Raw genomic sequence first — 15,005 nt, 5'->3', positions numbered from 1 at the left:
GGGGATTAGAGAGTGCGTTTGGGGATTTCCAAGGCGCCGAGGCTGTTCAGGTAGGCCGTGCGGCCATGGACATCCTCATGGGCATAAGAGTGGGCGGCATCGCGGTAGCTTTTGAGCGGCTGGCCGAGGCCGAGCACGCCGCGTTCACGTCCGCGGCGGACACGGCTGAGATCGATCTCCAGCGCGATGATGTCTTCAGCTTCGCCAGCGGCGTAAAGGATGTCACCATCCGGGCCGACGAAGGATGAACGGCCGCTGGCAAGCGCGCCGGCGCCGTTGACGTCAATCACATAGCATTGCTGCTGGGCCGCCGTGGCGCGCGCCATCGCGCATTCGACATCCCGGTCGACCGTGTTGGTCAGGGTCGGGTGCAAAATCACCTCCGCGCCCGCAGCCGCCATGGCGCGGCTGGTTTCCGGGAACCACATGTCGTAGCAGATGGACAAGCCGAAGCGGCCGACCTCCGGCACGTCGAACACGCAGATGTCCGCGCCCGGCTCCACACCCTTTTCATAGGGGTAGAAGGGGTACATTTTGCGGTACCGCGCGACGGCAGTTCCGTCCGGCGCCAGCACCGTGGCGGTGTTATAGATTTTTCCGTCCTGCTTTTCGTAAAGCGACCCGGTGACCAGCCAGATGCCCAGCTCGCGGGCAAGGTCGGCCAGACGGTCTTCGGTTTCTGAAGGCAGGGCCTCAGCGTGGGACAGGGGCGCGCCGTGGACCGCCAGTTCGCTCAAGACCACCATCTGTATCCAGGGGAAGCGCGCCAGCGTCACACGGGTTTTCTTGATAATGAGATCGAGGTTGCCGGTCGTGGCCAGCTCAAGCTGCAGCCCGGCAATTGCAAAATGTGTCATTGGTCGGTTGTCCCTTTATTATATATCTGACCGGGGGAGGGTTCGGCCTGCCGGTCCAGCAGGCGTGCGGGCATCATGGCCGTGGCGGCGCTCAACACGATGCCGATGATCGCCATGGCGATGATCTGGTCATAATCGTTGCTGCCGATCAGGAGGGCCGCCAAGGCGGGCCCGGATGCCAGGCCCAGCTTGGAGAAAAACCCCGAAAGGGTCGCCATGCGGCCATGGCTGTCGAATGCGGCGCACATGCCGAGGAGGTAAGGAATCATGAAGGCCCATGTGATGCCGGTGATGATGTTTGCCAGGAAGAACAGGCTGCCATAGTGCGAGAGATGGAACATTGCCATCCCGGCCAATGTCAGCACAAAACCGGCGATCAGCGGCAGGGTGCGGCCGTTCTTGAGCCCGAAGAAATAGACCGCGAGCGCCCCGAGGACGGCGATCCAGTTGGCAAAGCCGAGCGAGTTGCTGATGCTGTCGGTCCCGAGCCCGGCATTTTTGCCAAGCTCGATGACATAGGCCGCCAGCCCCATGTTGGCGGCCTGGAAACAGAAGACCGCCAGCAGCGCTAGAACCAGCGGGCGCAGGACAACCCGGTCATTGCCGTCGTCATCGGGGGTGGGGAGCTTTTTTGGTTTCGGCGGATAAGCATCCAGAAACGGCACCATCAGCAGGGTAACAAGGCTGAAGGCGATAAGCGCATAGAACAGCACTTCCGTGCCATAGATCGGCACCAGCCGGGGCAGGGTCATCAACCCGACGCCGCCGAGGCCATATTGCACGACCAGAAGCATCCCGAAGACCCGGTCCGGCACCGCCGTGCGGGCAATCACCGAAAAGCCGATCCCGACCAGGAAGCCGCCCGCCATGCCGTGCAGGAAGCGCAGCGGCACCAGGATATTGCCGGTTGTCTGCAAGGAGGAGACAAAATCAACGCCGGTCATGCATAGAAGGGCGATGACGGCGGCGGCTTTCCAGCGCAGGCGTTTGATAACGAAGACAGCGGTGAAGGCACCGAGCGCCGCGCCGTAAACGTTGGCGGAGGCGACATAGCCTGCCGCCGCGCGCGAAAGCCCCATGCCGCTGACCAGACCGCTCACGAGCGCGGGCATGATGTTGACGTAAAACAGCCCCGCCGTGGTGAGGAAAGACAGCAGAATGGCCGCGACATGGCCGTTGGGTGCCGCTGTCGGCAACCCGGAGCGCTGCGGTAAGGGCGGAGCAGTGCCGTTCAGGTCAGTCATGGCTTTCCTTGCATATGGGGGTGATTTTGGAGAGTTCCCGAATGGGGGCGGCGAAGGCGTGCACACCGCTGTCGCTGACATAATAGTAGGCGGCGCCGTTCGGCAGCATGACCACTGAAATACCGCCATAGCCGGACAGGAACGGCAGCCAGGTATCCTTCCGGCAGCCAAGCGTCTTTCTGGCGTTCCAGGCCCAGAAGCCGTTTTTGTAGCGTAGCGTGTCAGCCCCGGCAGGCAGCCCGCGGTCCTTGGGCGCGCGCTGGAGGGCGGCATCCAGTGCCGGTGTGGCAAACAGGCCCCTGAGGGGGACGCCGCCGGTCGCCAGCCATGAGGCGGTGCGGGCGATGTCATCCCGGTTGAAGACCATGCCGTAGCCGGTGAAATCCTGGGCGTCTGCGCCCTCGGTCCGGCGCATGATATCCATCAGTGGGCTGAGGTTCAGTTTGTGCCAGATGGGCCTGACCAGATCGCGGTAGAAGTCCGACGGCTTGCCGGTCCGGGCGCGCAGGTAGGCGTTCATCGCCACGCCGAGGAGATAGGTGTCCGAGGTATGGTAGACCCATTTCTTGCCGGGTTTGCTTCTGTGCTTGAAATGCGTGCAGGCGAAGGCCGTCTTGTCCGCGGCGGTGCGCACGTCGAAGAAGGGCATATAATCGGCGGCGCCTTCGTCCACATGGGGGGTCGCGGTGCCATAATTGCCCGTGGTCATGTTGAGAAGATCGCCGAACGTGACGCCCCGCCAGCGTTTGAGGGCGCACTGGGGCACATAGTCCGCGACCTTGGCATCAAACGCGCCTGGGTAGAGGGCTTCAAGGCGCATGAGCCCGAGCCCCGCCGCCAACGATTTGGCGAGAGAATAAGACGGCAGCGTAAGCGCCCCACAGTGCGGGTAGGGACCAAGGCGGGTGGTGCAAGCCCCAGCATAGAGCGTGCCGTCATAGACGACGCCGTAGCTCGACATCTCCGTGGGTGGAATGAGGTTTGCCTCAGCGAATAGCTTGGCATCCAGGCCTGGGTGTTCGACCGCGAGGGCGGAGATGGGTTTGACCGGCAGGAGGGCAGCCTGTTCGGCTTTGAAGGCCGCTTGACGCGCGGCAAGGTCCGCGACCGGGTGCGGCTGCCAGGACGCCTTGTAGGAAGCCCAGAAATTATATTTGAAGTAAGCGCAGGTTTCGCTGCCGATCTGGACAAGCGCGTTGGAGGCTTTGCCGTCCGTGCCAATGTCCACCAGTACCACGCCGTTATGCAGGCAGTTGGCATTTTTCTCCATCAGCGCGAAAGGGATGGAAAGGCGGGTGCCTGTACCACTTCGCCACGCGCGACCGGGGGAAAGAACCCAATCGAAAGACGGATGGTCGGCTTCGATAATGCCGCGTTTCATCGGGACGAGGGCGTCACCGACCTCATAGAAGTCGAAGTCGAACGGTGGCAGGTCGCGGACCCGGTTGGCGGGGTCGGCCGCGATGCCGTCCTTGTCCAGAACGGCCTGGAACCCACCGGCAAGCGCTGTGGGGTCAAGATGCAGATGGCCTGCGAGCGGCTGCGCTGGCGCCTCCGCCTTGGCGGGGCTCGCGAAGGCGCCGAACGGGAGGGCCCACTTGAACACCTCATCGCCGTGGAGGAGCGCATCCACATGCTCATCCGCGCCGTATGCGGCACTGCCGAGTGCCAGGGTGCCCAAAAGGGCAAGGCGGGCGATATGTCCGGCTGCCTTGATCACAAGGATACTCCTGCTTCATTGAGGCGGTCACTGAGCGGTGTCAGCTGTTCTTCGAAATGACGCCAGTGGCCGACAGAACTGGTGTAAAGCGGCTGGCGTATCTGCGCGGCGCTTGCGGTGGCGCTCGGTGTGCGGTTGCTGTGGAAATTGAGGCAGTCGGCCTGCCAGTCCAGCCCGCAATGGTCCAGAAGACGCCGGACCTCTGTCTCGGGCTCGGTCACCAGCTGTTCATAGCGCACATCAAGGATACGCCCGGGCATCAGGCCGTGCCAGTGCGCCATCAGCGACCGGTAGGCCAGATAATAGGCCGCCAGGTCCTCAAGACGGTAGCTGTAGGGGTAGCCCATGCGGAACAGGGTTTTATAGATGGCGAAACAGCTGTCCATCGCGCCGCGTTCCAGATGGATGATGCGCGCGGTCGGCAGCGCGCGGGCGATGAGGCCGAGATAGAGGAAATTGGCCGGGGTCTTGTCGATGAGCCAGACGCTGTCCCGGCCGCGGCCGCGCGTGCTTTCAAGGTAGGATGCGCCGAGGGCATCGAAATCGAGCGTGGCTGTGGCTCGGATCAGTTCGCTTTTGCTGGTCACCGGTCCCGTGTGGCGGGTAAGCGCGAGGGCGAAGTCATTGATTTCGCCCAGGCTTTCTACGGCGTTATGGCTGCTGAGGATACGGTCGACCAGGGTGGTGCCGGTCCGTGGCATGCCGACGATGAAAATGGGGCCGGGCTCGGGGGACGCTGCGGGGATGCCGCGCGCGAACGCCGCGCCGAAGGTGGCTTCGATCTCTGCCATCGCCGCCACATCGTCATCCACGCGGTAGCGCATCATGCCAGCCCGCAGGTTGGCGCCGCGCTGGAGATGCGCAAACGCGGCATCCCAGTCACCCAGGTCCTCATATTCCTTGAACAGGGCGTAGAAGAGCTGGATAGCGCCCTTATGGTCCGGGATGCCGGCCTTCAGCAGGCCTTCCATCTCACCGATATGGTTATGGTCCGGCGTCTGCTTCTTCAGCGTCGACCGGTTATAATAGGCGTCATAGTCCCCGGGCCGCGCCTTGATGGCGGCATTGAGCCAGCCTTCAGCCCTGTCCATGTCACCAAGCGCAATGGCGGCCGTGGCTGAATTATAAAGCACATCCGGATCAGCCGGCGCCTTGGCGCGGGCCTTCGCGTAAACGGACCCGGCCTCTTCAAAAAGGCCGAGTTGGATGAAACCTTCGGCAATGCGCAGCAGCAGCGCCGCATCGTCCGGCGCGCGGCCCGCGAGGGCCGACAGGCGCTCGATCGCCTCCGCGGTCCGGCCGCAAAAGGTCAGCGCTTCAATGAAGGCAAGCGTGACGTCAGGCCGGAACGGGGTAAGGGCATCGGCCTTGCGGGCATGGCTGAGCATACCGTCAAAGTCGCCGCGGGACCGCTTGATGCGGGTCATCATGAGGTGACCCTCGGGCGCGTCCGGCTGCGATCCCAGAATGCGGGCGCAGGCAGCCTCCGCGCCGGGCAGGTCGCCCGACCGTAGCTTTGCTTCGCATTCTTTGAAATCTGTCAGCATGACTGGCTCGCGTTCCCGCAGTGTCCGAGAAGGGTGGTGCTGCCGGACGGCATACCGTCCGGCAGAGGATGGTTGACCTGTCCGCGGCCTAGAACCGGTAGGTCGCGGAAAGCCCGAAGGTACGCGGCAGGGCGATCTGCTGCTTGGAACCGTTGCCGTAGTAGCCCTGATCCGGTGCCGTTCCCATGAGTTCTTCCTTGAAGATGGCACTGACGCCTTCCGCGTTGAAGATGTTTTTCACCCAGAGGGAGACGTCGAACTTGTCGAACACCAGCGCGACCGAGCCGTTCCACAGGCTGTAGGCGGGCAGGGTGGCATCATAGCGGACCGACGTGCCGATTGCGTTCCGGGCCGAGGACTGGAAGTAGCCGTCGATGCGGCTGACCAGCTGGGCCTTGTCGCTGATGGCATAGGTGTGGTCGAGCGCGACGTTGAACATATGCTTCGGTGCACCCGGCAGCACGGCGCCGTCCGACGCGATCAGTGACCCGACCGGCGAGGTGAAATCGCTGGTCAGCTTGGCATCCGCATAGGCGTAGCCCATGCTGTAGTGGATGCTTGGCGTCAGGTTGCCCTCGATCTCGACCTCGATGCCCTTGGTGGCGGCGCTGCTGCCGTTCTGCACGGCGAAGAAGCCCCAGACCGGCGTGGCAGTGTTAAGCTGCGGGTCCGACCAGTCGACATAGAACAGGCTGACATTATAGCGGATGTCGTGGGCCGAGCCCTTGAAGCCAATCTCATAGTTGTCCACCCGGTCGGATTTGTAGACCAGCCAGGCAGGGGATTCGGCAAAATAGCCTGTGGTGGGCACACCGTTCTGGCCGCCGCGGCGGTAGCCTTGCGACCAGGTGGCATAGGCCAGGCTGTCGTCCGACAGGTGATAGGTCAGGTTACCCTTGAACAGGATCTTGCTTTCCGAGTTGCTGAAGGTCGAGTTCAGTTCCGGGAACAGGTCCGTGTAGAAAGGCAACGCCATAAAGGTGGTGGAGGAGCTTTCGTTCTTGAAATAGCGCGCGCCAACCGTGACATCGATTTTGTCGGATAGCTTATAGGTCAGCTCGCCATAGGCGGCCTTCTGCTTGAAATTTTCGTCCAGAACATAGTGGAAGTCCTGGTCGCCCGATACCCACGGAACGTCAGAGCCGAACAGCGCGTCAATATAGTCCTTGGCGCCGCGCAGATAGCTATGCTGGGTCGCCTGGCGGTCCTGGTCCTGATAATAGAGGCCGAAGACATAGCTGACCGGGCCATCACCCGAGGACACGAGCCGCACTTCCTCGACGAAGGCCTTGTCCTTGTAGGCGCGGTCGGCGGAGGCCATGGGCCTCGGATAGTTGTAATAGTAACCCAGCCAGCCGTTCTGGGCATAATAGCCGGTGTTCTCGCTGATGCTGCTGCCGTGCGTGTTGTAAAGCGAGGACGAAGAGGTCAGCGTGGCGAAGCCGAGGTCGAGCGTCGCTTCAAGTGCCCCAAGCTCGGTGTCGCTGTTCGCGGGCTCGAGCTGGACGGAGCCGTTCTCATATTTGCCGTAAGGATTGCCGTAGCCGTCCTTGCCGACCGTTTGGGCGCGGCGGCCGCCCGATTTGTCGGACTGGCGGGTATAGGTCGCGGTTACCTCGAACGTATCGCTCGGGCGCCAGCGCAGGCTGGCGCGGCCGAACCAGGCTTTGTAATAGTCGGCATCCTTGACGGACCTGTAGCTTGCGGTCGGGTCCAGAATACCCTTCGGAGCAATCGGGATGCCGTTTGCATCAAGATTATAGACATTCACATAGTCGGTCAGGCCAGGGTAATCCTGGCGGGTGCCGGCGAAGCGGAAGGCCAGGGTGTCACTGAAGGGTACGTTGAGCACGATATCGCTCGACCAGCCGATGCTACCTGAGCCCTTGACGCTGCTGAGCGAGCCGGAAACCTGACCGGAGAAACCGTCAAAGTCCGGCTTGCGGGTGATGTAACGTACCGTACCGCCGAGCGCGCCGGAACCGTAAAGCGTGCCCTGCGGGCCGCGCAGGACTTCCACGCGCTCCAGATCCTTGATCATCAGGTTCGCGAAGATCGGCGTATCATTAATGTAGGTTGAAACCGTCGGTGCGGACGAGGTCGCATAGTCCCCCAGGGTGTTGCTGTCTACATTGAGGCCGCGGATGTGGATGCTGTTGACCGTACCGGCATTTCGCGGGCCACGGTCGACCACAGCGACCCCGGAGACCGAGCGCAACAGCTCGGCTGAATCCAGCATCTTGAAATCGTCGATCCGCGTGCCGGAGACGGCGGAGATATTATAGGGGATGTCCTCGATGCGCTCGCTGCGGCGGGTTGCCGTGACGACGATCTCGTCCAGTTTTGTGGTGGTGTCCTTGTCGGCGGCGAGCAGGGCCGTAGAGCCGATGCCGCTGAGCGCAGTGGTTGATACCAATGCTAACTTTGTAAGTGTCCCGATAGCCATGATGGCAGTGCCTCCCATATCAAACATATTTGATAAAATAATGACGGCACAATTATTTTAGTCAACTAAAAATTATCTGGGCTAATATTTTTTAGTCGACTAAAACTTATGCGGCTTTGCGGACGTAAGGACCGACAATAAGCGTGACGTCGGCTGCGATGGCGGCTTCCAGGTCTGCCACCGTCATGGCTTTCAGGTAGACGAAGTTGAGAAAATGGATGCGTTCCATGCGGGTCAGCAGATAGGCGAGTTGGTGTACATCCAGGTTCTCGGCCACTTGATTCTGCTCCTGATAATAATGCAGGACAGCCTCAATCGCGGCGGCGAGGCCGGATGCAATCGTCTCCAGGTATTTGGGCGCGACCTCGGGGTCGGGGGCGGTGGCCACGAAGGCAATAACATGGCCCCAAAGTTCCCGCGACAGGGCGGACAGCGTATCGTTCACGTTGGATAGGATGACCTTGGTGACCATCTCGACAGGGTGATGAAAGGTGGCTTGCTGCCGAAAGTCGGAGAGGGCGCTTTCGATTCCTTCCTCACCATGGGCCACCAGGGCCAGAAGAAGGTCGCCTTTCGAACCGTAATAATTATAGACGGTGGGCGCGGAAACCACTGCCATTTCGGCGATCTCTTCGATCGTGGCATCCGCAAAGCCTTTCTTTTCGAAAAGCTCGCCAGCCGCTTTTTCAATGAGGGCACGGCGCTGTGCCTTTTGTCGCTCGCGCAGACTTGTCATGTGAACCTTCCCGGAAATCTGTAAATTAATTTAGGTATATATATTTTTATAGCGGCGTAAATATTTTTTGCTTTGATGGCGTTGCTTTGGCCGCTTTTTCTTGGCCTTCCAGTGAGAGAAATAGACTGGGGCTTAGGGGGCGCTTCCTCGCTGTGGCGCTGCTTCTTTAGCACTTTCTCAAAAGGGCTGGAATAGGGGTGGGGTTGAAAGAGATGCACCCGTCTTTTTCAGCTTTACCTACCTGTATTTGCTTCCTAAAGTAGCAGCATGAGTGGGGGAAATAAGCGTTTTGAGGTCAAGAATTGGCGGCACCTTTTGGTGCTGGCGCTGGTGGCTGCTCTTTTTTTCGGGGGCGCCTACTGGATGGCGACGAAACCGGCCGAGAAAGAGGCCGAAAACCCAGTTGTGGTGCCGGGGCATTCGCAGCAACCCCTTGCGGATACGACAAGAGGACGTCAGGTCAAGCGTCTGCTTGCGGATGAGAGTTTCCAAAAGAAACTGCCTGAAGGCATACATTTCCCGACGAAAGCGCCCGTTTCAATGCCTGCATGGGTCGGCGAGCTGATTCTTTATGCGCTTGTCGGGCTGGGAATTTTCACCATTGCGGTATTCATCTGGGTCCTTGTCACCGGCAATACCAAGCTTAAGCCAGCCGCGAAGGCTGAGAAAGCCAAACGCCAGCCACGTGAAACCGGGCGTCTGGCGCCAGATCATGCGCTGGCCCAGCACGCCACCTTGGAAGATGCGAAAGCACAAGCCGCCGAAGGTAACTTTGGCGATGCCGTGCGCGCGCTGCTGGCGGTGTCGCTTATCAGCCTATCCCGGCGGGAACTGGTTTTGCTGCGGCCTTGGATGACGGGCCGTGAGATTGTGCGCGATGCGAAGCTGTTTGCTGAGGCAAAAAAGGCGCTCGAGGGCTTGGTGTTCACGGTGGAGTCTTATGCTTTTGCGGGGGAGGAGGTCCGGCGAGAGACTTATGAAGCCTGTCTCCTGCAGTATGACCTGTTGATGCAAAAAGGTGGAGGTGCTTAAATGCAGGATAACAGCACAAGCAGCGCACCTTTCAGCGGCAAGTCCATATTCTGGCTGGTGTTTGTTGGCCTGTTGGCCACGATGGGGATTGCTGTCACGTCGGTTTTTCAGGGGGACGGACAGTATGAAACTTCCACGGGCGCAGACAGTTTCTCGAAATCCGCCATCGGGCACGCGGCCTTGGTCAGCCTGCTGCGGGAAGATGGATGGTCGATTGTCCAAAGTCAGCACAATACGCCAGGGAAACTGGGGGCCGATACCGCACTGCTGATCCTGGAGCCCCGCTACAATTTGGTGAATAAAACCACATTTAAGGAGCTCATGGGCCATGTGCCGACCCTGTTTGTCCTGCCCAAGCGGACGGGGCTGCCTGACAGCACCCGAAAAGGCTGGATAAGCCGTCAGCTGCTAATGGATGTGGCAGCGCCGAAGCGGGAGTTAAGGTTCGCGGTAGAGGCTGCCGACCTGGTGCGCCCGAAAAACGGTGTGCATAACTGGCATACGCCGATTTTTGACGGCCATGTGCCAGACATTAGCGATATCCAGCTGATCCAGTCCAAGAAGGTAGAGCCCGTCATCTGGGGCGATGAAGGCATTCTTTTGGGTAAGATCAAAGGGAGAGGCGGCGCGCCTGTCTGGATCCTGTCAGACCCGGATATTCTTGCCACCCACGGTCTTAACCGCGGCTGGAACGCCGACTTCGCGGTTGGAATTGTGAAAATGGTCTCGCATCAGGCGGGCACGCTGGTGATCGACGAAGTCCTTCATGGTCACCTGGTGGAGCCGAGCCTGGCGAGGGCCATGTTCCGGAGCCCCTTCGTTTATGCCACACTCGCATTGCTGGCAGCCCTGTCGGTGTTTCTGCTGACCTTTACGCGCCGCTTCGGTGCGCCGTTCCGCCAGCTTCGGGAGCCACAGCATTCCAAGGCCGTCTTCCTCCAAAATTCAGCCCGCCTTCTCGAAATGGCGGAAAAGGAACATGAGGCCCTGTTACGGCTTCTTGATGATACGGCACTGAATATCGCCCAACGCCTGAATGTCCGAGCTGACCTTGAACGGCACAGGCTGGAGGCCTGGCTCGATGAGCGGGCGCGCCTGATGGGCGTGGTGCCAGATTTTTCCACACTGAAACGCCGCCTGCAGATGATCCGGGAGGATGACGACACGCGTCGTCGGCGGCTGCTCATCATTTCAAATCAGATTTATACCTGGAAGCGGGAGATATTGCGTGACGCCAAATGATATTAAAAAGGCGGCAGACCAACTGCGGTTGAATGTGAAGAAGGTTATTGTTGGCCAGGATGAAGCAATTGACTTGCTACTGATCAGCCTGCTTTCGGAAGGGCATATTCTGTTTGAAGGCGTGCCGGGCGTGGCCAAGACGCTCCTGGCCCAAGCCTTTGCTTCAAGCCTGGACCTGCGCTTCGGTCGTATCCAGTTTACGCCGGACCTGATGCCCGGTGACGTGTTGGGCACCAATATTTACCAGTTCGAGACCAACGAGTTTTCCCTGACGAAAGGGCCGGTCTTCACAGACCTTTTGCTCGCGGACGAGGTGAACCGGACACCGCCAAAGACCCAGGCCGCGCTTTTGCAGGCAATGCATGAACGGGAAGTCACTATCGATGGCACGGCTTATGACCTTGGTGCCGGTTTCATGGTGATCGCAACCCAGAACCCGATCGAACAGCAGGGCACGTATCCGTTGCCCGAAGCGCAGTTGGACCGGTTCCTGTTCCAACATATCCTGGACTACCCAAGCAAGGACGAGGAACGGCGAATTCTGGGTCTTCATGGCCATCGGGCAACCATGCCGTCCGTTTCGGACATGGGCGTCAGCCCGGTGCTTGACCTGAACAGTCTTTGTGAGATGAGGAACACAATTTCGGCGCTGCCGATCGCAGATGAATTGCTCGACTATATTGTTGACCTGGTCCGGGGGTCGCGGGAACATGTTTCGGTCCGGGTCGGGGCATCGCCGCGCTGCGGTGCCATGATCGCGCGGGCTGCACGGGCCTGCGCCGCCCTCGACGGCCGGGAGTATGTGATCCCGGATGACATCAAACGCATCACCTTGCCAGCCTTGCGCCACCGCCTGGTGCTGAACCCGTCCGCGGAAATTGAAGGTATCCGGCCCGGTGATGTGGTGGAGCAGCTTCTGCAGCAGGTTAAGGCTCCGCGCTGATGCGGCCGACATTACGGACATTCTGGCTTGTCTTGTTGGCTGTGCCGATGGCGCTGCTTCTGCTGGCGCTTGGCGGTATCGGGCCGGGCCTTGTCCTCTATTACCTGTTGCTGTTGGGCTTTCTGTTGCTGCTGGATTGGATGGCGTGCCCCACTGCGTCGCGCCTGCGGTTCACTATCGAGGAGCCGCCCCAGATTTTCATTGGTGACGAGGCTGTGCTCAAGGTCGGTGTCGAGCGCCTGAATGGTGCGCCGATGACAGCGGTCGAAGTGGCGGTTGAGGTCAATGACAAGCTGGACCAGAAAGCGCAAGAGGCCATTACTATCGCCCCTGGAGCCGAGAGCGGCACGATCGATATTACGCCGCGCAGCCGGGGTATAGCCCGCATCCCTAGGGTGTGGTTCCGCTGGGCTGGACCGCTTGGCTTGGCCCGGCGCCAGTTCGTTTCGGAAACGGACCTGAAGATTCCGGTGCTGCCCAATTTTCAGCGGGCGGCACGGTCCGCCCAGCAACTGGTGGGTGCAAGTGCCGATGAATTCGGTCCTCGCCCCCATCCGAGGCAGGGAGACGGCTCCGAATTTTCCAGCTTGCGGGAGTATGTCGCCGGGATGGATCCGCGGACGGTGGACTGGAAACGGTCGGCTCGGTACCGCGGCCTGCTGGCTAAAGAGTATGAGGCGGAACGCAACCACCAGATCATTCTCGCGTTTGACACCGGTCACCTGATGGCTGAACGATTGGGTGGCCTTACCCGGCTTGATCACATGATCAACGCAGGCCTTGTTCTTGCCCATGCTGCCTTGAAGGGGGGCGACAAGGTTGGCCTTTTCGGCTTCGACAGCCAGGTCCGGTCCCTGGTGCGGCCCCTTGGCGGCATGACATCTTTCACGCATTTGCAGCACCATATGGCCGCGCTTGAATGCAGTGGCGACGAGACAAACTATACGCTGGCCATGACCCGGCTGGCAGGCAGCCTGACACGCCGGACGCTTGTTATCCTGTTCACGGACTTTGCCGACAGTATCACAGCCGAACTGATGCGGGAAAACCTGGGCGTTCTTGCGGTTCAGCACCTTGTAGTCTTTGTCGCGCTGAAAGACCCCTATCTCATTGAACAGGCCGAGAAACCGCTTGAAACCGTGCGCAATATTTCGGAGGCGGCAACGGCTAGCGAGCTTTTGAAGGAGCGCCGGCTCCTGTTCTCGCGGCTGCGGCGGCAGGGTGTTTTGTGCCTTGAACCCGCGCATGGCCATCTGGTCGGCGAGGTGTTCCATCAATATCGCACTATTATCAATCAGGAGCTTATCTAGATGGCGGCGGTATCATCCAAAAGCTATCAGTTTCGGATGGCGCGGCAAGACAAATGGCTGCAGCTGGAGGAATTGGTGGGGAAGGCAGAGAAGGGCGGTATCCAGTCCCTTACTGCGGCACAGGTTTTTGAGCTGCCCCACCTATATAAAGCTGCCCTTTCAAGCCTCAGCGTTGCGCGCGCCATATCGCTTGACCGCAATGTGGTCGACTATCTGGAAAGCCTGACGGCACGGGCTTATTTCTTGCTCTATGGTCATCAACGGCCTGTGTGGGAGGCCTTCCGGCGGCTCATGGTCTTCCTTTTGCCCAATGCGGTTCGGTCTGTTCGTCAGGAACTGATGGTTTCCGTGCTGGTCTTTTTTCTCGGCGTCATCGCCGCCTATGTCCTCGTTCAGAAGAATCCTGACTGGTATTTCACTTTCGTGGACCAGTCGATGGCGGCAGGGCGTCAACCTGGGGCCTCCGCCGATCAGCTCCGCGCCACGCTCTATCCAAAAGAGGGCGGGACCTCTTCACTGGATATTTTTGCCACTTCACTTTTCACACATAATGCCAGGGTGGGGTTGATGGCTTTCGCGCTCGGGTTCGCGCTCGGGGTGCCCACCCTGTGGCTGTTGTTCGGGAACGGTGCGACACTTGGCGCCTTCCTTGCGCTCTTCCATTCGCAGGGGCTTTTGTATGAGCTTGGGGGCTGGTTGATTATCCATGGCTCCACGGAAATTCTGGCGATTCTCTTGTGCGGGGCGGCCGGGTTGGCCATCGCACGCCACTATATATTTCCAGGGCGCCTGGGCCGGATGGAATCGCTCGCACTGTTCGGTCGTCAGGCGGCACTTGTCGCCTTTGGCTGTATCACCATGTTCCTGGTGGCCGGTCTTCTTGAAGGTTTCGCGCGCCAACTGGTGACAAGCGATGTCGTGCGGTACGGCGTGGGGCTGACGTTCCTTGCCCTGTGGGGGCTTTATTACCTGGCTGGCGGGCGCGGACAAGAGGAGGCCGTCTTATGAGTAGGGCGACCTCAGTTCGGCCGGACGGGAACGCTGAACATCAGGACAAGATCAGGGAAATCATTACACCAGAAGGCGTGGCCCTGAAGGTGACATTGGCCCAACGCGGGGATAGGGCGACGGCTGTCTTGATAGACCTTGTTCTCCTGTGTATTGCCCTAGTTGCCGGGGCGATCAGCATCTTGTTCCTTTCGACACTTTTGGGGATATCCCGCCTGGGGATCATTCTTGTCATCCTGTTGATATTTGCGCTCAGAAATTTCTATTTCATGTTTTTCGAACTCAAGTGGCAGGGGCAGACGCCGGGCAAAAGAAAAATGGGCATCAAAGTGATTGACCGTTTTGGCAAGCCTTTGACGTCAGAGGCCATTTTTGCCCGCAACATCATGCGGGAAATCGAGCTGTTCCTGCCGATTGGCGTTCTTTTTTCTGGGAGCGCGACAGGCGTTACAGGCCTGATGCAGTTTTTCGCCTTTGTTTGGGCAGCCACCCTTGTGTGCGTTCCCATGTTCAACCGGGACAATCTGCGCGCGGGCGATCTTGTCGCCGGTACGCTGGTGGTCCGGGAGCCCAAAATCATCCTTGCGAAAGACATGATGGAAGCAGGGGAGGCCCAGCAGGCCGAGCAAGGGGCTGCTTATGTTTTTACGGCCGACCAGTTGAATGCATATGGCATTTTCGAACTGCAAACCCTGGAAACGCTGCTGAGGAACCTGTCGTCCGAAGGGGCAATGAAGCGGCTAACGGCCGGCAGGGCCATTATCAAGAAAATCAACTGGCCTGACCCGGTAACCGACCGTCAGATGGAAGACTTCCTGTCCTGCTATTACCATGCCTTGCGCAAACGGCTTGAAGGACAGCTGTTGATGGGCAAGCGCAAAGAAGACAAATTTGATACGGAGAAGGCGGACACCTAAGGT

The 15,005-nt window shown here is 59.7% G+C and carries 12 protein-coding genes; 6 read left to right on the top strand and 6 right to left on the bottom strand.

The window, feature by feature from the left end; translation table 11 throughout:
- Nucleotides 1-5: 5 nt before the first annotated feature.
- From K6118_RS00550 to K6118_RS00525, 6 genes are all read right to left on the bottom strand, one after another.
- A complete protein-coding gene (locus tag K6118_RS00550; protein WP_247118175.1) occupies nt 6-857 on the bottom strand; it encodes a carbon-nitrogen hydrolase family protein in 852 nt (283 codons plus the stop codon).
- Complete coding sequence (locus K6118_RS00545; RefSeq protein WP_247118174.1) at nt 854-2,101, bottom strand: MFS transporter; 1,248 nt, start codon at nt 2,099-2,101, stop codon at nt 854-856. The genes K6118_RS00550 and K6118_RS00545 overlap by 4 nt, the downstream gene beginning before the upstream one ends.
- Nucleotides 2,094-3,821 (bottom strand): serine hydrolase, encoded by a 1,728-nt coding sequence (locus K6118_RS17465; protein WP_247118173.1) that lies wholly within the window; start codon nt 3,819-3,821, stop codon nt 2,094-2,096. The genes K6118_RS00545 and K6118_RS17465 overlap by 8 nt, the downstream gene beginning before the upstream one ends.
- Nucleotides 3,818-5,368 carry a tetratricopeptide repeat-containing sulfotransferase family protein gene (locus K6118_RS00535; RefSeq protein WP_247118172.1) on the bottom strand — a complete coding sequence of 517 codons (1,551 nt, stop codon included), beginning with the start codon at nt 5,366-5,368 and terminating at the stop codon, nt 3,818-3,820. Before K6118_RS00535 ends, K6118_RS17465 begins: the two co-directional genes overlap by 4 nt.
- 88 nt (nt 5,369-5,456) lie before the next feature.
- Nucleotides 5,457-7,814: a TonB-dependent receptor gene (locus K6118_RS00530; RefSeq protein WP_247118171.1), complete on the bottom strand. Its 2,358-nt coding sequence runs from the start codon at nt 7,812-7,814 to the stop codon at nt 5,457-5,459.
- A 106-nt stretch (nt 7,815-7,920) separates the two neighbouring features.
- The gene (locus tag K6118_RS00525) at nt 7,921-8,550 is read right to left on the bottom strand and encodes a TetR/AcrR family transcriptional regulator (protein ID WP_247118170.1); all 630 of its coding nucleotides are present in this window, start codon (nt 8,548-8,550) and stop codon (nt 7,921-7,923) included.
- Nucleotides 8,551-8,817: 267 nt separating this feature from the next.
- Here K6118_RS00525 and K6118_RS00520 point away from each other — a divergent pair, with 267 nt between their 5' ends.
- The 6 genes from K6118_RS00520 to K6118_RS00495 are packed head-to-tail and all read left to right on the top strand — an operon-like array spanning nt 8,818 to nt 15,002.
- Nucleotides 8,818-9,582, top strand: coding sequence for a hypothetical protein (locus K6118_RS00520; protein WP_247118169.1), 765 nt, complete (start codon nt 8,818-8,820; stop codon nt 9,580-9,582).
- Complete coding sequence (locus K6118_RS00515; protein WP_247118168.1) at nt 9,583-10,824, top strand: hypothetical protein; 1,242 nt, start codon at nt 9,583-9,585, stop codon at nt 10,822-10,824.
- A complete protein-coding gene (locus K6118_RS00510) occupies nt 10,811-11,767 on the top strand; it encodes an AAA family ATPase (protein ID WP_247118167.1) in 957 nt (318 codons plus the stop codon). Before K6118_RS00515 ends, K6118_RS00510 begins: the two co-directional genes overlap by 14 nt.
- Nucleotides 11,767-13,077, top strand: coding sequence for a DUF58 domain-containing protein (locus K6118_RS00505; RefSeq protein ID WP_247118166.1), 1,311 nt, complete (start codon nt 11,767-11,769; stop codon nt 13,075-13,077). The genes K6118_RS00510 and K6118_RS00505 overlap by 1 nt, the downstream gene beginning before the upstream one ends.
- On the top strand, nt 13,078-14,085 hold the full coding sequence (locus K6118_RS00500; protein ID WP_247118165.1) for a stage II sporulation protein M: 1,008 nt from the start codon (nt 13,078-13,080) through the stop codon (nt 14,083-14,085).
- Nucleotides 14,082-15,002: an RDD family protein gene (locus K6118_RS00495; protein ID WP_247118164.1), complete on the top strand. Its 921-nt coding sequence runs from the start codon at nt 14,082-14,084 to the stop codon at nt 15,000-15,002. The genes K6118_RS00500 and K6118_RS00495 overlap by 4 nt, the downstream gene beginning before the upstream one ends.
- Nucleotides 15,003-15,005 lie beyond the last annotated feature (3 nt).

The sequence above is a fragment of the Kordiimonas marina genome, from assembly GCF_023006325.1.
Classification (GTDB): domain Bacteria; phylum Pseudomonadota; class Alphaproteobacteria; order Sphingomonadales; family Kordiimonadaceae; genus Kordiimonas; species Kordiimonas marina.
Note: the sequence above shows the minus strand (reverse complement) of the source record. Positions and strands in the feature narration are given on the sequence as shown.